The sequence below is a fragment of the Aquincola tertiaricarbonis genome, from assembly GCF_000969605.1.
Classification (GTDB): Bacteria; Pseudomonadota; Gammaproteobacteria; order Burkholderiales; family Burkholderiaceae_C; genus Aquincola; species Aquincola tertiaricarbonis.
Genome location: NZ_JZUE01000012.1, coordinates 17,482 through 37,776 on the forward strand (window position 1 = coordinate 17,482; position 20,295 = coordinate 37,776).

The 20,295-nt window shown below is 69.9% G+C and carries 23 protein-coding genes and 1 riboswitch; of the genes, 10 read left to right on the forward strand and 13 right to left on the reverse strand.

The genetic code is table 11. From position 1 onward, the window contains the following. Positions 1–18: 18 nt before the first annotated feature. On the reverse strand, positions 19–471 hold the full coding sequence (locus tag VO99_RS15785) for a GNAT family N-acetyltransferase (protein ID WP_310733659.1): 453 nt from the start codon (positions 469–471) through the stop codon (positions 19–21). A 4-nt stretch (positions 472–475) separates the two neighbouring features. Further along, positions 476–907 carry a hypothetical protein gene (locus VO99_RS28900; protein WP_052736380.1) on the reverse strand — a complete coding sequence of 144 codons (432 nt, stop codon included), beginning with the start codon at positions 905–907 and terminating at the stop codon, positions 476–478. A gap of 133 nt (positions 908–1,040) precedes the next feature. Between VO99_RS28900 and ggt the strand changes: the two genes are divergently transcribed. After that, complete coding sequence (gene ggt / locus VO99_RS15795; protein WP_083440639.1) at positions 1,041–2,780, forward strand: gamma-glutamyltransferase; 1,740 nt, start codon at positions 1,041–1,043, stop codon at positions 2,778–2,780. 15 nt (positions 2,781–2,795) lie between these two features. On the opposite strand, the gene VO99_RS15800 is transcribed toward ggt, so the two are convergent. From VO99_RS15800 to VO99_RS15815, 4 genes are all read right to left on the reverse strand, one after another. Then, entirely contained in the window at positions 2,796–3,116 is a 321-nt protein-coding gene (locus VO99_RS15800; protein WP_198156960.1) for a PEP-CTERM sorting domain-containing protein, read from the reverse strand. Positions 3,117–3,227: 111 nt separating this feature from the next. Next, positions 3,228–3,383 (reverse strand): hypothetical protein, encoded by a 156-nt coding sequence (locus VO99_RS30295; RefSeq protein WP_157039591.1) that lies wholly within the window; start codon positions 3,381–3,383, stop codon positions 3,228–3,230. A gap of 81 nt (positions 3,384–3,464) precedes the next feature. After that, the gene (locus VO99_RS29555; protein ID WP_198156961.1) at positions 3,465–4,556 is read right to left on the reverse strand and encodes a GNAT family N-acetyltransferase; all 1,092 of its coding nucleotides are present in this window, start codon (positions 4,554–4,556) and stop codon (positions 3,465–3,467) included. Continuing rightward, on the reverse strand, positions 4,553–4,858 hold the full coding sequence (locus tag VO99_RS15815) for an NIPSNAP family protein (RefSeq protein WP_046113866.1): 306 nt from the start codon (positions 4,856–4,858) through the stop codon (positions 4,553–4,555). Before VO99_RS15815 ends, VO99_RS29555 begins: the two co-directional genes overlap by 4 nt. A 36-nt stretch (positions 4,859–4,894) precedes the next feature. On the opposite strand from VO99_RS15815, the gene VO99_RS15820 reads away from it, so the two are divergent. Together VO99_RS15820 and VO99_RS15825 are read left to right on the forward strand one after the other, a co-directional pair. Beyond that, positions 4,895–5,251, forward strand: coding sequence for a type II toxin-antitoxin system Phd/YefM family antitoxin (locus VO99_RS15820; protein ID WP_232315385.1), 357 nt, complete (start codon positions 4,895–4,897; stop codon positions 5,249–5,251). A gap of 7 nt (positions 5,252–5,258) precedes the next feature. After that, on the forward strand, positions 5,259–5,573 hold the full coding sequence (locus tag VO99_RS15825) for a CcdB family protein (protein ID WP_046113868.1): 315 nt from the start codon (positions 5,259–5,261) through the stop codon (positions 5,571–5,573). 12 nt (positions 5,574–5,585) lie between these two features. Here the strand turns inward: VO99_RS15825 and VO99_RS15830 are convergent, their stop codons facing one another. From VO99_RS15830 to VO99_RS15860, 7 genes are read right to left on the reverse strand one after another with little or no spacing between them, the layout of a single operon-like run. Further along, entirely contained in the window at positions 5,586–7,676 is a 2,091-nt protein-coding gene (locus tag VO99_RS15830; protein WP_046113869.1) for a flagellar biosynthesis protein FlhA, read from the reverse strand. Further along, on the reverse strand, positions 7,673–8,809 hold the full coding sequence (locus tag VO99_RS15835; RefSeq protein WP_046113870.1) for an EscU/YscU/HrcU family type III secretion system export apparatus switch protein: 1,137 nt from the start codon (positions 8,807–8,809) through the stop codon (positions 7,673–7,675). The genes VO99_RS15830 and VO99_RS15835 overlap by 4 nt, the downstream gene beginning before the upstream one ends. A gap of 12 nt (positions 8,810–8,821) precedes the next feature. Continuing rightward, positions 8,822–9,598 carry a flagellar biosynthetic protein FliR gene (gene fliR, locus VO99_RS15840; RefSeq protein ID WP_046113871.1) on the reverse strand — a complete coding sequence of 259 codons (777 nt, stop codon included), beginning with the start codon at positions 9,596–9,598 and terminating at the stop codon, positions 8,822–8,824. Between the two features lie 15 nt (positions 9,599–9,613). Beyond that, the gene (fliQ, locus tag VO99_RS15845) at positions 9,614–9,886 is read right to left on the reverse strand and encodes a flagellar biosynthesis protein FliQ (protein WP_046113872.1); all 273 of its coding nucleotides are present in this window, start codon (positions 9,884–9,886) and stop codon (positions 9,614–9,616) included. Between the two features lie 9 nt (positions 9,887–9,895). After that, positions 9,896–10,660: a flagellar type III secretion system pore protein FliP gene (gene fliP / locus VO99_RS15850; protein ID WP_046113873.1), complete on the reverse strand. Its 765-nt coding sequence runs from the start codon at positions 10,658–10,660 to the stop codon at positions 9,896–9,898. An 8-nt stretch (positions 10,661–10,668) separates the two neighbouring features. Next, a complete protein-coding gene (locus VO99_RS15855) occupies positions 10,669–11,031 on the reverse strand; it encodes a FliM/FliN family flagellar motor switch protein (RefSeq protein ID WP_083440642.1) in 363 nt (120 codons plus the stop codon). A gap of 4 nt (positions 11,032–11,035) precedes the next feature. Then, the gene (locus VO99_RS15860; protein WP_052736381.1) at positions 11,036–11,899 is read right to left on the reverse strand and encodes a FliM/FliN family flagellar motor switch protein; all 864 of its coding nucleotides are present in this window, start codon (positions 11,897–11,899) and stop codon (positions 11,036–11,038) included. 285 nt (positions 11,900–12,184) lie between these two features. Further along, positions 12,185–12,281, forward strand: a riboswitch (cyclic di-GMP riboswitch). A gap of 566 nt (positions 12,282–12,847) precedes the next feature. Between VO99_RS15860 and fliE the strand changes: the two genes are divergently transcribed. From fliE to fliD, 7 genes are all read left to right on the forward strand, one after another. Continuing rightward, on the forward strand, positions 12,848–13,204 hold the full coding sequence (fliE, locus tag VO99_RS15865; protein WP_052736382.1) for a flagellar hook-basal body complex protein FliE: 357 nt from the start codon (positions 12,848–12,850) through the stop codon (positions 13,202–13,204). 50 nt (positions 13,205–13,254) lie between these two features. After that, the gene (fliF, locus tag VO99_RS15870) at positions 13,255–15,015 is read left to right on the forward strand and encodes a flagellar basal-body MS-ring/collar protein FliF (protein WP_046113874.1); all 1,761 of its coding nucleotides are present in this window, start codon (positions 13,255–13,257) and stop codon (positions 15,013–15,015) included. Beyond that, on the forward strand, positions 14,990–16,009 hold the full coding sequence (locus VO99_RS15875) for a flagellar motor switch protein FliG (protein ID WP_046113875.1): 1,020 nt from the start codon (positions 14,990–14,992) through the stop codon (positions 16,007–16,009). Before fliF ends, VO99_RS15875 begins: the two co-directional genes overlap by 26 nt. Positions 16,010–16,014: 5 nt before the next feature. Continuing rightward, on the forward strand, positions 16,015–17,112 hold the full coding sequence (gene fliH / locus VO99_RS31855) for a flagellar assembly protein FliH (protein WP_310733660.1): 1,098 nt from the start codon (positions 16,015–16,017) through the stop codon (positions 17,110–17,112). Next, on the forward strand, positions 17,109–18,419 hold the full coding sequence (fliI, locus tag VO99_RS15885) for a flagellar protein export ATPase FliI (RefSeq protein WP_046113876.1): 1,311 nt from the start codon (positions 17,109–17,111) through the stop codon (positions 18,417–18,419). The genes fliH and fliI overlap by 4 nt, the downstream gene beginning before the upstream one ends. Then, positions 18,416–18,856, forward strand: coding sequence for a flagellar export protein FliJ (fliJ, locus tag VO99_RS15890; protein ID WP_046113877.1), 441 nt, complete (start codon positions 18,416–18,418; stop codon positions 18,854–18,856). The genes fliI and fliJ overlap by 4 nt, the downstream gene beginning before the upstream one ends. Before the next feature lie 82 nt (positions 18,857–18,938). After that, positions 18,939–20,294 carry a flagellar filament capping protein FliD gene (gene fliD / locus VO99_RS15895; protein ID WP_046113878.1) on the forward strand — a complete coding sequence of 452 codons (1,356 nt, stop codon included), beginning with the start codon at positions 18,939–18,941 and terminating at the stop codon, positions 20,292–20,294. Position 20,295: the final 1 nt, after the last annotated feature.

Here is a 20,295-nt window from a genome sequence, read left to right on the forward strand (position 1 = left end):
GACGTCCTTGGATGCGGGTCAGTCCGCGACCTGGCGACTGTACGCAAGGTACACCTCATCCAGCACCCAGCCCAGCGAGGCATACAGGGCCTGCGCCCGGTGGTTGCTGCGGGCGGTGGTCAGCTCCAGCCGGGCAACACCGAGCTCGGCGGCCTGGGCATGCGCCGCCTGCAGCAGCGCACGGCCGGCACCCGCGCGCCGGGCGCCTGGCGCGACGAACAGGTCGCTGAGGATCTGGATGGGCTGCGCCGCGATGGAGCAGAAGCTGAGGTACAGCTGGCAGAAGCCGATCAACGGGCCGCGGCCAGCCGCATGCTCGGCCACCAGCAGCACCGCATCGCCGCGTTGCAGGCGCTGCTGCATGAAGCGCGTGGCCGCGCCCAGGTTGGGCGCCTGTTCGTAGAACTGCCGATAGCCGTCGAACAGCGCAGCCAGCGCCGGCAGGTCGGCCATCGCAGCCGCGCGGACCACGGGCTCAGCCACCGTATACCGCCCGCCACTGCGCAAGCAGGTGCCGCACCAGCAATGCCGCAGTGGCCGCCAGCAGCAGCGCAGCCGCTGCCACCTCCGACAGGATGGTGATGTTGGCCACCAGCGTGTGCAGCGCCATGGGCGCCAGCGCGTAGTGGCCCAGGCCATCGAAACCCAGGGCCGCATAGGCCCCGATCACCAGCAGGCCGAGCGACTTGCGGCCTGCACGCACCAGCGCCAGGCCCAGCACGCCCACCGCGGTGAGGGCCAGCCAGAAGCCGTACACCTGGGCCGACGTCAGCCACGCGGGCAGGTTCGGGTAGCTGCAGATGAACTCCGCGTTGTGTGTGAAGTGGCCCAGGCTGGCCAGCAGGTAGGCGGCCGCCAGGGCCAGGTAGGAGGCGGGCAAGGGCAGGCTTAGGTTCAGGCGCGGCATGCGGCGCAGTCTAGGAGCCGGAAGCGCTGGCACGGTGCTGCCAATCCTGGCCGTTGCGTTCCCGGCACAAACCCTTGGCAGCGCTTCGCCCGGTTTCCAGAATGGCCCGCACCCACGACAAGGAGGAGATCCCATGCACCCGCCCCGCCCCCACCGCAGCCTGCTGCTGCTGCACGTCACGCTGGCCTTCTGCGCCGGCACCGCCTCCCTTGCGCAGGCCGCTTCCCTGGCGCCGGTCGCCGCGGAGAACGGCATGGTGGTCACCGCGCAGCACCTGGCCACGCGCATCGGCGTCGACGTGCTGAAGGACGGCGGCAATGCCGTGGATGCGGCCGTGGCCGTGGGCTACGCGCTGGCTGTGGTGTACCCGGCCGCCGGCAACCTGGGCGGCGGCGGCTTCATGACGGTGCAGCTGGCGGACGGCCGCAAGACCTTCCTCGACTTCCGCGAGAAGGCGCCGCTGGCGGCCACGGCCAACATGTACCTGGACAAGGACGGCAACGTCGTCAAGGGCCTGAGCACGCAGGGCCACCTGGCCGTGGGCGTGCCCGGCACCGTCTCGGGACTGGAATACGCCCGCGCCAAGTACGGCACCCTGCCCCGCCCCGCGCTGCTGGCGCCAGCCATCCGGCTGGCCGAAGACGGCTTCGTGCTGCAGCCCGGCGACGCCGACCTGCTGCAGGCCTCGGCCGCCGACTTCCGCAAGGACGGGGCCACCGCCGCCATCTTCCTGAACCAGGGCGAACCCTTCCAGGCCGGCCAGAAGCTGGTGCAGGCCGACCTGGCCCGTACGCTGAAGGCGGTAGCGGACCAGGGCGAGGCCGGCTTCTACCAGGGCCCGGTGGCGGCGGCCCTGGTGGCCAGCAGCCGGGCCGGCGGCGGCATCATCACCCAGGCCGACCTGGACCAGTACAAGACCCGCGAGATGAAGCCCATCGAGTGCAGCTACCGCGGCTACGGCATCGTCTCCGCCCCGCCGCCCAGCTCCGGCGGCGTGGTGATCTGCGAGGTGCTGAACATCCTGGAGGGCTATCCGATGAAGGCGCAGGGCTTCCGCTCGGCGCAGGCGGTGCACTGGCAGATCGAGGCGCTGCGCCATGCCTATGCCGACCGCAACAGCTACCTGGGCGACCCCGACTTCGTGAAGAACCCGCTGGAGCGGCTGCTGGACAAGGCCTATGCGGCACGCATCCGCGCGGCCATCCAGCCCGACAAGGCCGGCATCTCCAGGGAGATCAAGCCGGGCGTGCCGCCGCACGAGGGCAGCAACACCACGCACTACAGCATCGTCGACCAGTGGGGCAACGCGGTGTCGGTCACCTACACGCTGAACGACTGGTTCGGTGCCCGCGTGACGGCCGCCGGCACCGGCGTGCTGTTGAACAACGAGATGGACGACTTCACCTCCAAGGTGGGCGTGCCCAACCTGTACGGCCTGGTGCAGGGCGAGGCGAATGCCATCGCCCCGGGCAAGCGCCCGCTCAGCTCGATGAGCCCGACCATCGTCACCCAGGACGGCAAGCCGGTGATGGTGGTGGGCACGCCGGGCGGCAGCCGCATCATCACTGCGGTGCTGCACACCATCGTCAACGTGATCGACTACGGCATGAACATCCAGGAGGCGGTGGACGCACCGCGCTTCCACCAGCAATGGTTGCCTGAGTCAACCAATGTGGAAGCCTTCGCACTGAGCCCGGACACCCGCAGGATCCTGGAAGGCTGGGGCCACCAGTTCAGTGGCCCGCAGCCGGCCAACCACGTGGCCGCCATCCTGGTGGGCGCGCCGTCGCTCGGCGGCAAGCCGGTGGGCAAGCACCGGCTGTACGGCGCCATCGACCCGCGGCGGGCGACGGGGTCGGTGGGCGGGCACTGAGGCCGGCGGGACGGTTCAACGACTGCGGCAGCGGTGGCGCTGCAGCCCGCCCAGCAAGGCCAGGCCGGCGAGCAGCAGGCCCACCGAGGCCGGCTCCGGCACCGGCGATACGTCGATGGAGATGCCGCCGGCGTTGTCGGGCACGTAGTAGTCGCGCAAGGTGAACAGCACGGTGGTGGGCGCTGCCAGGCTGAAGTCGAGCTGGAAGTCGACCACCTGCGGCAGTGCCGCCACCTGGGCGGCGGAGCTTCCGCCGCCGGCCTCGGCATAGAACAGCACCTGGCGCGTGGCCTCGTCGGCCGCCACGGAGGCCCAGGCCCAGCTGGAGGTGCCCACGTTGTAGCTCCAGGCACCGAACAACGCGCCGGGCTGGCCTGCCGCGTTGGTGATGCGCCAGTCGCCCGCGCCCAGCGACAGGGTGACCGGGCTGCCGATCAGGTTGATGTGCTAGCCCGGCAGCGGCGCGGGATCGCTGCCACCGCCGTCATAGCTGAAGCCATGGCTGGCGTCGATGTTGACGACCACGGCCCGGGCCGCCGGCGCCAGCAGCAGCGCCGCGGCCAGCGCCAGCCCGGCGCGGCGAAAAGAGGCAGGGACATGCATCGGGGACCTCCGGTCGATACGCGGCCATTGAGCGCCCGGCGGTGCGGGCGGCCAATCCCCAGTTCTTGGTCTGCGGGTAAATCAGTCCGCGGCGGGCTCGAGCCGGCGAAGGTCAGCGGGCTTGGCGGCTGCGGCCGGGCGCAGGTAGTACAGGTCGTGCGCGTCTTCATGCACCAACCCGAAGCCATGTCGGCGATAGAAGCGGTTGGCATCGCTGCCGCGCAGCGCCACCACCCGCAACGCAGCGCCCGCGGCGTCCACCTCGGCCAGCACCAGGCGCATCACGGCGGCTCCGATGCCCTGGCCCTGACAGGCTGGGCGCAGGTAGAGGTGGTCGAGCAGCCAGGCGTCGGCCTGCGGCCGCAGCACCAGCAAGCCCACCTGCTGGCCATTGGCCACGATCCAGCGGGTGTACTGCGGATCGAAGCTGGCGAGCAGGCGCTGCCTGGCCCGCTCGGGATCGAAGCGGCCGACGCGCTCCAGGCTGGGCTGCATGGCCTGCACCCGCAGGTCGGCCAGGGCTTGCGCGTCCACGGCCTCCGCGGGCCGGAGCGACACGGCGGGCAAGTCCCCGGCTGGCGGCGCACCCGCCCCGCCAGCCGGTTCCGGCGCATCACGCGGCACCAGAGCCAGGTAGTCCTCGATCAGCCCGCCGTCCACCGGCCGAACCAGCACATGCACCCGGTGCAGGCGGCCCGCGATCTCCACGCCCTGCCGCTCGCGCAACGGCATGAAGCCCTGGCGGCGCCAGAAGCGCAGCCCACGCGGGTTGTTCTCGACCACTCCCAGGCGAATCCATTGCGCGCCCTGCCGCTGCATCCAGGCGGCCAGGCCCTGCCAGATGAGTTGCGCATCGCCATGGCCGTGGCGGGCCGTGGCCACGATGAACAGGCCCACATGCCAGACCCCGGGCGCCAGCAGGTCGGCCACCAGCTCCACCATGCCCGCCAGTTCGCCCGAATCATCGAAAAAGCCGAGCAACCATTGGCGTGTGTAGGGCCAGCCGTCCGGCGGCAGCTCGTCGAACAGCTCGGCGGCCTCGTTGTCGCCTGCCGGCGACCCGCCGACGCACTGGAAGTACACGGGGTTCGCATCGAAGAAGGCTTGCAGCAGCCCGATGTCATCGCGCGCAAGCTCACGGGCGCTGAAGGGCGTCGCGTGGAACAGGCTCACTCGAACACGGGGCGGAAGAACGTGCGCTCGTAGCTGAGGAAGCAGCGTGTCTCCTTGGCATAGCGGAAGGCCGCCTGGCATTCCGGGTCGGCGAAGGACTGCTGGCGGTACTGCTCATAAGCCGCGAAGGACTCGAAGCTGAACGAGGCCAAGGCCACGTTGCTGGCACCTTCGGAAGGCAGCAGGTAGCCGTGGTGCACGCCGCCGAACTTGCGCACCAGCGGGATCCACAGCTTGCCGTAGTGCTCGAACTCGTCGAGCTTGTCGGTATCGATGATGTAGCGCAGGTGGCAGGTGATCATGGGGGCTCCGGCTTGCCGCGATCCTAGCTTCAATAGGTGGCCCAGCGCCGCGAGCGGGCCACCGTCAAGCTCGGTTCGCGGCTGCGGATGGCCAAATGGCCATTCCTTGAAGGAGTCATCACCATGCGTGTATCCGCCACCGAAGCCAAGAACCGTTTCGGCAGCCTGTGCGCCCAAGCCAAACGTGAGCCGGTGTTTGTGGAGAAGGCGGGGCAGATCGCCTCCGTGATCCTTTCTGCCGAGCACTACCAGGCGCTGCTGGCCACCCAGGACAAAGCTGCACGTGCCGCGCGCAAGAGGGCGTTCGACGCCGAGTTCGGTGACTGGATTGCATCGCAGAACGCCCGCTTCGAAGCGCTCGGCATCCCGGGCGCCGACCTGCGCCCCTGGTGAGCGGTGGATGGCGCAGTACGACGTCTATCCGAACCCAAGCCACAGCGCGGCCAGCGGCATCCCGTATGTGGTCATGGTCCAGAGCGGCCTGCTCGATGCGCTTGCGACGCGCCTGACCATCCCGCTCTCCGAGATCGATGCTGCGGCCAAGGTGCCGACCGTGCTGTGTCCCGTCATCGTCGTCAAGGGTCAGCGATTGCACGCTTTGGCGCACTACGCCGCGCCCCTGCCCGCCAAGGTCTCGCGACGACCGGTGGACAACGTGACTGCGCAATCCAGCGCGCTGGTGTCGGCCATCGACGCCGTCTTGTCCGGCGTCTGAGGCGACGCCGCCCTACCCCAACGACCCCACCACATTCACCTCCCGCTGCTCCGGAATCTCGTTGTACGAGAGCACGTGCAGCCCCGGCGCGAAGAGGCGGGCGTAGCGCGCCAGTAGCGGGCGCACTTGGGGCATCACCAGCAGCATCGGCGTGGCGGCCTGTTGCTTCATCTGGTCGCGGGCGATCGGCATGTGGGTCTGCAGCTGGCCCAGCAGCTTGGGGTCCACCGGATAGTTGTCGAGCGCCACCTTGGCGCCGCCGGCGCGGGCCTGGTTGAGCGCGCCCAGCAGCAGGTTCTCCAGCTCGCCACTCAGGTTGAACGCATTCATCGGCGCGCTGGGGCCGACCAGGCCGGTGACGATCTGCCGGCGCAGCGTGCAGCGCACCTCGGCGGCCAGCAGGATGGGATCCTTCGTCGTCTCCGCGTTCTCCAGCAGCGTGGTGGCGATGGGCACGATGTCCTTCAGGCTCACGCCCTCGGCCAGCAGCACCCGGAACACCTTCAGCAGCTGGCTGTGGTTCAGCGCCTTCTCCAGCGCCGCGGCCAGCTTGGGCGCCTGGGCGGCCAGCCGCTCCATCAGCGCGGGCACGTCCTCGTGGCGGATGATCTCGGGCAGGTGGTCGCGCACCAGCTTGGCCACATGGGTGGCCACCACGCTGGCCGGGTCCACCACCTGGTAGCCCATGCCCAGCGCATGCGCCTTGTCGTCGGGCACGATCCAGGTCACCGGCAGGCCGTAGGCCGGGTCGATGCCGGGCGCGCCGTTCACCTCGCCGAACACCTGCGGCCCCGGGATGGCCATCAGCCGGTCGGCATGCACCTCGGCCTGCGCGATGGGCGTGCCGCTGAGCAGCACGCTGTACTGCGAAGGCTTGAGCGACAGGTCGTCGCGCAGCCCCAGCGGCGGCAGCAGCAGGCCCAGGCTTTCGCTCAGCGTCTGGCGCACGCCCTTCAGCCGCTTGGCCAGCGGCGCGCCCTGGCCCTGGTCGATCAGGCCCACCAGCTTGTAGCCCACCGCGATGGCCAGCGGCTCCACGAAGGGCAGCGCCTGCCAGTCGATCTCGGCATGACGCTCGGCCACCAGCGCCTGCTGGATGGCGGTGGTGTCGGCCGGCTTGGGCTTGTCGATGAGCTTCGACAGCCGCCAGGCCGCATAACCCAGCGCCGCCGCGAACGACAGGAACGGCAGCCACGGCATGCCCGGGATGATGGCCAGCAGCACCATCACGCCGGCCGCGCTGGACAGCACGGCGGGCGAGGCCAGCAGCTGCGAGGCCACCTGCTGCTCCATGTCGCCGCTGTCGCTGATGCGGGTGACGATGATGGCCGCGGCGGCCGACAGCAGCAGCGCCGGGATCTGCGACACCAGGCCGTCGCCAATGGTCAGCAGCGCGTATTGCTTGAAGGCATCGCCGAACGACAGGTCGTACATCAACGCGCCGATGGCCACGCCACCGATCATGTTGATGATCAGGATCAGGATGCTGGCGATGGCGTCGCCGCGCACGAACTTGCTGGCGCCATCCATCGCGCCGTAGAAGTCGGCCTCCATCGCCACCTCGCGGCGGCGTTCCTGGGCCTTCTCCTGGTTGATGACGCCGGCGTTCAGGTCGGCGTCGATGGCCATCTGCTTGCCGGGCAGCGCATCCAGCGTGAAGCGGGCCGAGACCTCGGAGATGCGCTCCGCGCCCTTCGTGACGACCACGAAGTTCACGATCATCAGGATGATGAACACCACCAGGCCGACGACGAAGTTGCCGCCGATCACCACGTTGCCGAAGGACTCGATCACCTGGCCGGCGGCATGCGTGCCCTCGTGGCCGTGCAGCAGCACCACCCGGGTGGACGCCACGTTGAGCGCCAGCCGCATCAGCGTGGTGGTGAGGATGATGGTCGGGAAGACGCTGAAGTCCAGCGGCCGCTTGGCCGCCACGCTCACCAGGATGACGATCAGCGCCAGCACGATGTTGAACGTGAACAGCACGTCCAGCACGATGGGCGACAGCGGCAGGATGATCATGGCCAGCAAGGCCATGAGGAACAGCGGCGTGGCGATCTTGTGGCGGCGCATCTCGGCCACCATGCGGTTCAGGTAGTTCATGTCTTCACCTCGCTCAGCTTGGCGGGTATCTCGAGGTCTTCGGGCAGCACCGGCGCGGCCTGGCGCGCACCGGCCTGGAAGGCGCGTATCTGCATCACGTAGCGCAGCACCAGGGCCACGGCCTTGTACAGCGGCGCCGGAATCTGCTGGTTCACCTGGCTGGTGTTGTAGATGGCGCGCGCCAGCGGCGGCAGCGGCACCACTTCCACGCCGTGTTCACGCGCCACCTCGCGCATGTACAGGGCCATTTCGTCCACGCCCTTGGCCACCAGGAAGGGGGCCTCGGCGCGGTTCTCGTCGTACTTCAGCGCCACCGCATAGTGCTCGGGGTTGACGATCACCACGTCGGCGGTGGGCACCGTCTCGCGCACGCTGCGGCGGGCCAGCTGCTGGCGGATCTGGCGGATGCGCTGGCGCACCTCGGGCCGGCCTTCGGCCGACTTGTGCTCTTCCTTCAGTTCCTGCTTGCTCATGCGCTGCTGCTGGGTGAAGAAGAAGGCCTGCACCGGCACGTCGATCAGCGCGAACAGCACGAACACCACCACCATCGCCATCACGCCGTCCAGCATCAGGCCGGCGCCGTGGATCAGCGCCTGGTCGAAGGTCTGCGACTGCAGCCGCAGGTAGTCGGCGGTGGACGAGGTGCTGACATGCCACAGCACCGCGATGACCACGCCGCACTTGAGCAGCGACACCGCGAAGTCCGACCAGTGCTTGGCGCTGAACAGCCGCTTGGCGAAGGCCAGCGGACTCAGCCGGCTGCCCTTGGGCATCAGGTTCTTGGGCGTGGCCACCCAGCCGCCGGGGAACAGCGAGGCCAGCACCACCAGGAGCGGCACCGCGGCCAGCGGCAGCACCATGCGGCCGAACAGCATCGACACCTCGATGAAGAGGTTGGACCAGGCGTTGTCCAGGCTGCCGTGGCCGTCCAGCGGCAGGTACACCATGGCGAACAGGTCGCGGAAGTCCTGCAGGTAGCCCGGCACCAGCAGCAGGAACACCTTCAGGCTCACCAGGATGCCCACCGCGGTGGCCCAGTCGCGCGAGCGCGGCACCTGGCCTTCCTGCCGGGCCTTGCGCAGCTTCTGCGGTGAGGGCTTCTCGGTCTTGTCGCCGCTGCTGTTGTCGGACATGCGCGTGTCCCTTCAGCTGCCGGCGCGCAGGCCGCGGTGGATCAGGTCCAGCACCTGCTGCGTCATGCGGATGTAGTGCTCGGGCACGAAGCGCACCACCTGGGTGAGCATGAACAGGCCGAACACGGTGACGATGGCAAAGCCCAGCGAGAACAGGTTGAGCGCCGGCGCCACGCGGTTGAGCAGGCCGGCACCGAACTGCACCACGATGGTGGAGAACACCACTGGCAGCGCCAGCAGCAGTGCCGCCGAGAACACCCAGGCCACTGCCAGCGGCAGCGTGCGCAGCTGCAGCGTGGCCAGGCCCTCGCCCACCGGCCAGGCCTGGAAGCTGGCGCCCAGCACGCCGGTGATGACCAGGTGGCCGTCGATGGCGAAGAACACCAGGATGCACATCATGTACAGCAGGCTGGACACCACGTCGGACGACTGCCCGTTCATCGGGTCGTTCATCACCGCCATGGCCAGGCCCATCTGCGACGAGACGAGGAAGCCCAGCACCATGATGGCGCTCATCGTCAGGTGGAAGGCCAGGCCCAGCACGAATCCGATGACCGCCTGCTCCACCGTGGCCACCACGCCGTGCAGCGAGAAGGGATCGATGGCGATGGCCGGCTGGGACATCGGCATCAGCACCACCGCCAGCACCAGCGACAGCAGCACGCGCACGGTGATGGGCACCATGTTCTCGCCCAGCACCGGCGCGGCGCTCAGCATCGCCATCGCGCGGCAGAACGGCCACCAGAAGGCGCCGAGCAGGCCCAGCAGCTGGTTGAACACGGGTTCCATGCGCTGCGCGGAGCGTCAGCCGACCAGGGTGGCCGCACGCTCGAAGATGGACACGCAGTAGTCCATCAGCCGGCCCACCATCCAGCGGCCGAGGAAGCCCACGGCCAGCATGGTGACCAGCAGCCGCGGCAGGAAGCTCAGCGTCTGTTCGTTGATCTGCGTGGCGGCCTGGAACATGGCCACCACCAGGCCCACCACCAGGCCGGGCAGCACCAGCAGCGTGACCAGCACGGTGACCAGCTGCAGCGATTCGCTCACCAGGTCGACGGCGATCTCGGGGGTGATCATTTGGCAGCCTCAGTAAGCCTGGATGGAGGTGACCAGCGTGTTGACGGTCAGCGTCCAGCCGTCCACCAGCACGAACAGCAGCAGCTTCATCGGCAGCGAGATGACCAGCGGCGACAGCATCATCATGCCCATGGCCATCAGCACCGACGACACCACCATGTCGATCACCAGGAAGGGGATGAACAGCATGCAACCGATCTGGAAGGCGGTCTTCAGCTCGCTGAGCACGAAGGCCGCCAGCTTGACGGTGAAGGCATGGTCCTCGGGGCGGGTGATGTTCTTCTCGCCGGCCAGGCGCGAGACCTGGGCCAGCGCGGTCTTGCTGGTCTGCGCCAGCATGAAGCGCGAGACCGGCGCATCGGCTGCCAGCAGCGCCTGCTGCAGCGTGAGCTTGTCCTGGTCGTAGGGCACGAAGGCGTCGGTCCACACCTGCTCGCCCACCGGGCGCATCACCAGCATGGTGAGGATGAGCGCGATGCCGGTGATGATGCGGTTGGGCAGGCCCTGCTGCAGTCCCAGCGCCTGTCGCAGCAGCGACAGCACGATCACGAAGCGGGTGAAGCTCGTCATCATCAGCACCAGCGAGGGCAGCAGCCCCAGCAGCGTCATGATGATGAGCACCTGCGTCTTCACCGTGAACTCGGTGGCGACGCCGCCGGTGCTGGTGCCGAACAGCGGGATGCCCTCGGCCGCCGATGCGGGGCCGGCCACCCAGGCGAGCGACAGCAAGGCTGCGCCCGCGGCGGCTGATCGAACCGCGCGTTGCATGTTCATCGCGGGGATCAGGTTTCCAGCGAATCGAGGTCGAGGCCGGCCAGCTCGACCACCTTGAGGCCGTACTTCTCGCCGGCCACCACCACCTCGGCGCGGCCCACCGGCGTGCCATTGACCTTGATGACCAGCGGCTCGCCGGCCAGGGTGTCCAGCGGCACCACGCTGTCGGTCTGGATGTCCATCAGCTCCTGCAGCGAAACGCGGGCCGAACCCACCTCCAGCGTGAGCGTGACGGGGATCTTGCGCATCATCTGCGGGATGTTGCGGCGCGGCCGGGCGGGGCTGGTGGGGGTGTTCAGGTCGGCCTCGTCCAGGCCTTCGGGCACGCCGGCCAGCAGGTCGTCGAGGGCGCTCTTGTCAGTCATGTCCATGGGGTCAGTCCACATCGGCAAAAGAGGTCAGGCACAGCTTGCCCTGGTGCTCGGCGACGGTCGCGGTGAAGAGCCGGGAGTCGTCGATGAGCACGTCGGTGGTGCCCAGGCTGATCGGTATCACGTCGCCCACATGCAGGTCGGCCAGCTGGCCCAGCGGAATGTCCTTCTGCAGCAGCCGGGCCACCAGCGTGAGCGTCAGGCGGGTGGGCAGCGGCGCGGCCTGCTCCAGCTGCTCGCCGGCCTTGGCGCGCAGCGGCGTCAGCTGGTGCCACAGGCGGTTCATCCAGCCATCGCCGATGGCCAGGCTGATGCGGCCCTGGCTGCCGTGGCTGTGCTCCACCACCTGGGCTTCCAGCAGCCAGCAGCCGCGCGCCGGCGGCAGGCGGCCGATGGGCTTGAAGGGCAGCGGGCGCTGCGGCAGCGGCGCGCCAGGGCCGGCCTCGATGCGGCCGGCCAGCAGCTCGACGAACTGCTGGCCCAGCAGTGCGGCCAGGCGTTCCTCGGTGGCCGTCTCGCGCGGGGCCTCGGCGCCGGGCTGCTCCGCCGGCGGCGTGCGCAGGCCATAGCGGTAGGCCAGCACGCTCATCAGCACGCCGCGGTCGATGGCGCAGGCGATCTCGCCGGCGTCTGCACCGAAGCTGAGCCAGCCGGCCTCGTGCGCCCGGGTGTCCAGCCGGCGCATCGCCACCTGGGACACCTCGAAGCGGGCGCGGTAGCGCACGTTCAGGCGCAGCCGCAGCAGCTCGGCCAGGTCCTCGCGCAGCTGCTTGCTGAACTGCGCCAGCAGGTGCACCGGGCGGCCGAGCGTGCCGGCGTCGAGCACCATGGGCGGCTCGGCGGGGCGGGTGGGAAGGGATGCGGTCATGGGCGCTGGCAGGGGCGGGTTGTCCGTTTCATTCTAGGAATCGGGCCCCGCCGCAAACGCCGGATATGCCGGGGAAAAGCAGCCGACACCGCTGCAATGCAGGCTGCCATCCAAATCCCGCCGGCTTGGTTCTCCAATATGCGCGCGCTCCACGCACATTGATGACGGCAATATGTCAGCGGCCGTGCGCCAGGCGGCGGCCGATGCAGTGCATTCATGCACACGTTGCAGCGCAACATGGCTGGCAGCGGTTGCGCGCCGGCGGGGGCGGCCCCTAGCATCGGCCGCAACTCAGGGCACACCCGTACGAAAGTCGGGGTCGCAAAGCTTCCGGTCTACCACCTGGCGCATCGCGCCGGGCCATGACAGCGGGGCCGCCAGACGGGACCTGCCACGCCATCGGCGCGTGGTGCCTTCCGAGTGCCGCATGCGCGGCGCCGCGAGGCGACCCGGCTGTCCGGAACGTGCGCCGCACGGGCCGGAGACCTGCTTTCGTGCGCGGCTTGCGCTGGGTGCCCGCCCACTCCCACCACGCCGCCATGCCCGCCTGCCCACCGCCTGACTGCGCCGCCCGCCCCGGCCGCCGCATGCCCGACCTAAGCGCGCAAAAGCCGGGTGGTTCGGTGCCTTCTCGGGTTTGCCCCAATCGGGGGGCCTGCGTAACATTTGGGCTCGACAACGCTTCAAATTCCCTTGCGCACTTCCGCCCGAAAATCCCCTCTGCCCATTGCCATGAAACCGACTGCGAGTATCGAAATACCCCGTTGGATATCGGCGGCGGGCCGGCAGGCGAATATCGGCCACACCGGCGCGGCGGTGGCATCCGCCTCAAGTCGGCCGGGCGGCTGTCGATAGCGCAAAGGAAGTCACACCCTATCCCCGAAGTACAGCACGCCGCTTGCGGCGAGTTGCGCTGCTGCATGGCCTGACGCCAAGGAACCCTCCCCGATGTCTTCTGCACTGCTCTCGATCCAGGCGGACCTGGCCCGCATCGCCGGCGACGTCGAGCGGCTGGCGCCGGCCGCCCCCGTCCAGCCCGCCGCGCCGGTGGACGACGGATTCGATGCCGCGTCCTCATCACAAGGCGACGGTTTCGTGGCCGGCTTTAAGCAGGTGCTGCAGGCCGTGGACGAACGCGACAAGGCCGCCTCGGCCCAGGTGGCCGACGTGGACGCCGGCCGCAGCGACGACCTGGTGGGTGCCATGCTGGCCAGCCAGCAGGCGAGCCTGTCGTTCTCGATGCTCATGCAGGTGCGCAACAAGGTGGTCGGCGCCTTCGACGAGCTGATCAAGCTGCAGCTGTAGCCGCCGATGGCCCCCGCCGCCGCTGACCGCACCCTCACCGCCCGCACCCCGTGATCACCACGCTCAAGCCCGTCCTCGCCCGCCTCAGCTCCGGCGGCGCCCTGCCGCCCGGCCTCGTCAAGAGCCTGGGCCCGATCATCACGCTGGCCGTCGGCGTCACGCTGGCGGTGCTGATGTTCCTGTGGCGCGACCAGGCCGGCTACAAGGCCGTGTTCGGTGCCCGCGAGAAGATCGCCGCCGCCGACATGATGGCCGTGCTGGACGCCGAGGGCGTGGCGTACCGCATCCATCCCGACAGCGGCCAGGTGCTGGTGCCCGAGGCCCAGCTGGGCAAGGTGCGCATGCTGCTGGCCTCCAAGGGCGTGACGGCCAAGCTGCCCACCGGCCTGGAGCTGATGGACAAGAACGACCCGCTGGGCGTGAGCCAGTTCGTGCAGGACGTTCGCTTCCGCCGCGGCCTGGAAGGCGAGCTGGCGCAAAGCATCATGACCTTCGACGCGGTGGACTCGGCCCGGGTGCACCTGTCGATCGCCAAGTCGTCGTCCTTCGTGGTGAGCGACGGCGAGAAGAGCTCGGCCTCGGTGGTGGTGGCGCTCAAGCCCGGCCGCACCCTGAGCCATGAGCAGATCGCCGCGGCCATCAACCTGGTGGCCGGCAGCGTGGCCAGCCTGGAGCCGGCACGCGTGAGCCTGGTGGACCAGGCCGGCAACCTGCTGTCGGCCCGCGTGGACCTGGCCGATGCCGTGGACGGCACCGCGCAGATGAACGATGCGGCCAAGCGCTTCAGCGACGACGCCCGCCGCAACGTGCGCGACCTGCTGGCGCCGGTGCTGGGCGAGGACAACTACAAGACGAGCGTCACCGCGCAGGTCGACAACGACCGCATCCAGGAAACGCACGAGACCTACGGCGCCACGCCCAAGGTGACCAACGAGGCCATGCGCCAGGAGATGGACCGCGACGGCGTGGCCCTGGGCGTGCCGGGCTCCCTGAGCAACCGGCCGGTGGCGGTGGCGGCCTCGCAGCCGGCCGATGCCGGCACGGCGAGCAAGAACGCGACCACCCGCCAGTACGCCTACGACCGCAACATCACCCAGATCAAGCGCAGCCGCGGCCGCCTGGCCAAGCTGAACGTGGCGGTGGTGCTGAACACCGCGGCCGCGCCCAGCGGCAAGGGCAGCTGGACGCCCGAGGAGATCGCCGGCGTGGAGAAGATGCTGCGCAGCGGCCTGGGCATCAACGCCGAGCGCGGCGACACGCTGGTGGTCTCGGCCCTGCCCTTCCCCGCACGGCCGGCGCCCGAGCCCTGGTGGCAGCAGCGCGACAACATCGTCGACATCACCGGCTACGTGGGCTATGCCGTGGCCGCCCTGCTGGGCTTCCTGCTGATCGTGCGTCCGCTGATGAAGCTGATGGCGCACCGCTTCGGCCCCGCCGGCATCACGCCGGTGACGCAGATCCCGCCGGCGCCGCAGGCCCTGCCGGCCACCACCGACCGGCCTTCGGCGCTGGGTTCGTCCGGCGCCGCCGGCCTGGCCGCGCTGCCCAAGCCGGGTGGTGCGGAGGCCGCGCTGCCGGGTGCCGCGCAGGTTGCCGCCACCGCCGCCGCCATGGCCGCGGCCGCGGGCGGCGCACCGGGCGAGATGTCCGTGCGGCCGCTGCTGGAGAACTACGACCTGCCGCCACCCGGCTCGCCGGTGGACGTGCTGGTCGATCACCTGAAGGTCCTGGCCGGCAAGGAGCCGGAACGGGTCGCCGAAGTCGTCAAACAGTGGGTGCAGAAGAATGAGCGAGCAGAACAACCCGCTTGAAGGCGGCAGCCTGAGCCCGGTCGAGCAGGCCGCCATCGTCCTGCTGAGCATGGGTGAGGAGCCGGCCGCGGCCGTGCTGCGCTGCCTGTCGCGCGAGGAGCTGCTGGAGGTCACGCAGGTCATGTCGCGCATGAGCGGCATCAAGGTGGAATCGGTCAAGCATTCCATCCAGCACTTCTTCGAGGACTACCGCGAGCAAAGCGGCGTGCACGGCGCCTCGCGCAGCTACCTGCAGCGCTCGCTGGACCTGGCGCTGGGCCGCGAGATCGCCAGCAGCGTGCTCAACAGCATCTATGGCGATGCCATCCGCCCGAAGATGGCGCGGCTGCAGTGGGCCTCGCCCAAGTGGCTGGCCGACCAGATCGCCAACGAGCATGTGCGCATGCAGGCGGTGTTCCTCGCCTTCCTGCCGAGCACCATGGCCGGCGGCGTGATCGATGCGCTGCCCGCCGAAGGCCGTGACCTGGTGCTGCTGAACGTGGCCCGGCTGAAGGAGATCGACCGCGAGCTGCTGACCGAGCTCGACCTGCTGGTGGACCGCTGCCTGGACACGCTGAGCACCCAGAGCACCAGCGTGGAAGGCATCCGCCAGGCCGCCGAGATCCTCAACCGCCTGCCCGGCAACCGCCAGCAGATGGTGGAGCTGCTGCGCGCCCACGACCCCGAGGTGATGCAGGAACTGGAGATCAGCATGTACGACTTCGGCGTGCTGGGCCGCCAGAGCGAGCCCAACCTGCTGAAGATCATCGAGGCGGTGCCGCTGGAGCAGTGGGCCATCGCGCTCAAGGGCGCCGAGCAGGCCGTGCGCGACGCCATCCTGCAGACCATGCCCAAGCGCCAGGCGCAGGCCTTCGAGGACACGATGCGCCGCAGCGGCCCGGTGCCGCTGTCCCGCGTCGAGCAGACCCGCCAGGAGATCATGGCCCAGGTCAAGGCGCTGGTGGACGACGGCGAGATCGAGATCCAGCTGTTCGCCGAGGCGACGGTGGAATGATGAGCATGATCCGGCCGCATCGGTTTCCGCCGTTGGCGAAGGTCAACGTGGCCAAGGCCATCGGCGAGTCGCATGGCTACTCGCCAGACGCGCAGGCCTCGCTGGCCGAGGGCTTCCAGCATGGCCAGCAGCTCGGCTACCGCGAAGGTTATGACCAGGGCCTGCAGCGTGGCCGCGACGACGGCCAGGCCATCGGCCGCGACGAAGGCCGCCGCATCGGCGTGCAGGAAGGCCGGCGCGAGGCCGCCGCCCGCTTCGACAAGCTGGCCGGCCCGGTGGACGCAGTGCTGGCCGCGCTGCAGCAGGCGCAGGCCGACTACCAGGCCGCGATGCGCGAGGAGGTGGTGGACCTGGTGGCCCGCGTGGCCCGCCAGGTGATCCGCTGCGAGCTGGCGCTGCAGCCGGTGCAGCTGCTGCACCTGGTGGACGAGACCCTGGCCACCATGCCGCCGCCGCACGAGAAGGTGGAAGTGCACCTGAATCCCGAGGACCTGCAGCGCATCCGCGACGTGGACCCGGACCGCGCCAGCCGCTGGACGCTGGTGCCCGATGCCACGCTGGACGCCGGCGAATGCCGCGTGAAGGCCGGCCGCCGCGAAGCCGATGCCGGCTGCCGCCAGCGCCTGGCCGCCTGCATGGACCAGGTGCGCTCGCAATTGATCGACAACCCCGCGCCGGCCGGGGCCGAGCCGGCACCGGCCGTGGCCGCACCTGCACCTGCACCTGCACCTGCACCTGCACCGGCCGTGGCTGCACCTGCACCTGCACCTGCACCTGCACCTGCACCCGCGCCAGTCGCCGCACCGGCAGTGCCTGCCGAAGCCGCGCCGGTGGCCGCGCCTGCCGACCCGATCGCGCCCGCCCCGGCGCCCGCCGAGAAGCCGGCGCCCGCCGCGCGCAAGAAACCCGCTGCCGAGCCGCAAGCCGAGGCACCCGTTGCCGCCGCACCGGCCACCGTGGCCAAGCCGGCCGCCAAGTCCGCGGCCAAGGCCACTGCCAAGGCCCCCGCCGCCAAGCCTGCTGAAGCCGCGGCCGACAAGCCGGCCGCCAAGGCCCCGGCCAGCCGCCGCAAGGCCGCCGCCACGCAAGAGGTGACCGCATGATCGGTGCCGCGCTCCGCCAGGTGCAGCTGGGCAGCGTGCCGGTGGCCACGCCCACCGGCCGGCTGGTCGGCGCCTCCGGCCTGCTGCTGGAAAGCGTCGGCTGCGCACTGCGCACCGGCCAGCGCTGCAGCATCGAGACCGGCAACGGCGGCTGGATCGACGCGCAGGTGATCGGCTTCCGCGAGGACGTCTCCTACCTGATGCCCTTCAAGCAGCCCGAAGGCCTGTGCACCGGTGCCCGCGTGCTGCCGCAGCCCGACCAGAGCGCGCTGCAGATCGGCCCGCAATGGCTGGGCCGCATCGTCAACGGCCTGGGCGAGCCGGTGGACGGCCTCGGCCGCCTGGGCGGCGACCATGTGCTGGAAACGCAGCCGCCGCGTGTGAATCCGCTGAAGAAGCGCCCGGTGGACGAGCCGCTGGACGTCGGCGTGCGCGCCATCAACGGCATGCTCACGCTGGGCAAGGGCCAGCGCGTGGGCCTGATGGCCGGCAGCGGCGTGGGCAAGAGCGTGCTGCTGGGCCTGATCACCCGCCAGACCGTGGCCGACGTGGTGGTGGTGGGCCTGATCGGCGAACGCGGCCGCGAGGTGCGCGAGTTCATCGACCTCTCGCTGGGCGAGGCCGGCCTGGCCCGCGCCGTGGTGGTGGTGGCCCCGGCCGACGAATCGCCGCTGATGCGGGTGCGCGCCACCGAGCTGTGCCATGCCATCGCCGCCCACTTCCGCGACCAGGGCCAGGACGTGCTGCTGCTGGTGGATTCGCTCACCCGCTATGCCATGGCCCGCCGCGAGGTGGCGCTGGCCCTGGGCGAGCCGCCGGCCACGCGCGGCTATCCGCCCAGCGTCTTCAGCATGCTGCCGCAGTTGGTGGAAAGCGCCGGCAACGGCGAGAACGCCGAAGGCAGCATGAGCGCCATCTACACCGTGCTGGCCGAAGGCGACGACCAGCAGGACCCGGTGGTGGACACCGCACGCGCCATCCTCGACGGCCACATCGTGCTGTCGCGCGAGCTGGCCGAGCGCGGCCACTACCCCGCCATCGACATCGCGCAGTCCATCAGCCGCTGCATGGCGCTGGTGACCACGCATGAACACCAGCTGGCCGCGCGGGCGCTGAAGGCCATGGTGGCCCGCCATGCGCAGGTGCGCGACCTGCTGCCGCTGGGCGCCTACGTGCCCGGCGCGGATCCGGTGACCGACCGCGCGGTGAATGCCTGGCCGCGCATCGAGCAGTTCCTGCACCAGGGCGTGCGTGAAGCCGCGCCGCTGGCCGACAGCGTGGCCCAGCTGGGCGAGGTGGTGGCATGAGTTCATCCAAGCCGATTCCGCTGGACCGCCTGGTCGAGCTGCGGGAAAAGGAAGTGGACCGCCTGACCAGCGACTTCGCCGCCCGCGAAGCCGTGCGCCAGCGCTACCTGAGCAACCTGGAGCGCATGCGTGCCCTGTGCCGCGACGCCGATACCGGCCTGCCCTCCGGCAAGGCCAGCGCGGCGCTGGCGATGAACAGCAGCGCCTACAAGCAGTCGCTGCTGGCGATGACCGCGGCCCATGCCAACGACCTGGCCGCGCACGAGGCGCAGATGGCCGTGGCCCAGCAGGCGCTGCACCAGGCCGCGCGCGGCCACGAGGTGCTGCGCCAGGTGGTCGAGAAGCAGTCGCTGGCGCTGCTGCGCGCCCAGGGCGTGCGCGACCAGAAGCTGTCGGACGACCTGGCCGCCCAGGTGTGGCTGCGGGGGCGCGCGTGATGTCCGCCCGGCCTTGCATTTCAGCGCGGGTCGCCTGCGGTCGCCTTGACCTCAGGACCACCACGCTTTCGAGGAGTGCCCTGTGACCACCGGTTTCGATCCCGCCACCATCGCCCAGCAACTGGCCACCGCCTATACCCAGGGCGCGCAGACGCAGCTCAGCAACAAGACCAAGGCGGCCACGGCCACCTCGGCGGCGCTGACCAAGATGCGTTCGTCGCTCATGGCCTTCGACACGGCGATGGCCAGCCTGTCGACCAAGAAGAGCGTGATCAAGTACGCGGCCAGCTTCGACAGCACCACCCATGGCACGGCCACCGCCTCGGCCACGGCGCAGCCGGGCACCTACTCGTTCTTCGTGCAGCAGCTGGCCACCACGCACCAGGTGGCCTATGCCAACGTGGCCGATGCCGCGGAGACCGGCACGCTGGGCTTCTCGCTGGCCGACGGCACCAGCTTCAACGTGAGCTTTGCCGGCGCCGACAGCGACGCCAGCGGCCTGCTGTCGCCGGCCGAGCTGGCGCGCGCCATCAACAACGATGCCGACAACAAGGGCAGCGTGACCGCCAGCGTCATCACCGCCGGTGGCGCCACGCAGCTGGTGCTGTCGTCGGGCAAGTCGGGTGCGGGCGGCGCGGTGACGCTGGACACCAGCGGCCTGACCGACGGCGCGCTGAAGGCCAAGCTGGCCAGCGGCAACACGCTGGTGGGCGCGCAGGACGCCATCGTCTGGCTGGGCGCCCAAGGCACCGGCGTGCAGCTGCAGCAGGCTTCCAACACCTTCACCGCGGTGCAGGGCGTGTCGATCAACTTCACCAAGGCCATGGCGCCCGGTGACGCCCCGGTGACGCTGACGGTGAGCAACGACGCCGGCGGCACCGCCAGCAACGTGCGCAGCTTCGTCGATGCCTACAACGCGCTGCGCGGCAGCCTGGGCGAGCTGACCCGCACCGCCAACAAGGACACCGGCGCCGCCGCCGGTGCCTTCGCCAGCGATGCCAGCGTGCGCTCGATGGTCGGCCGCCTGGGCGCGCTGGTGCGCCAGGAAGTGGGCGGCCTGAAGCTGTCCGACTTCGGCATCACGCTGGACCGCAACGGCAGCATGCAGCTGGACCAGGCCAAGCTGGAGAAGGCGCTGGCGGCCAATCCCACCGGGCTGGACACGGTGCTGGGCAGCTCCAGCAGCACCGCGCCCAGCGGGCTGTTCGGCGCGCTGGACAAGTACATCGACCAGTGGACCAACAGCGCCAGCGGCCAGATCAAGCAGCGGCAGGACTCGGTGTCCTCCACGCAGAAAGCCCTCACCTCGCGCCAGTCCCGGCTCGATACCCAGTACGACAACCTGTATTCGCGGTACCTCGCGCAGTTCACGCAGCTCCAGTCGCTGCAGCAGAACATGAGCGAGACCACCAACCTGTTCACCTCATTGTCGAGTTGAC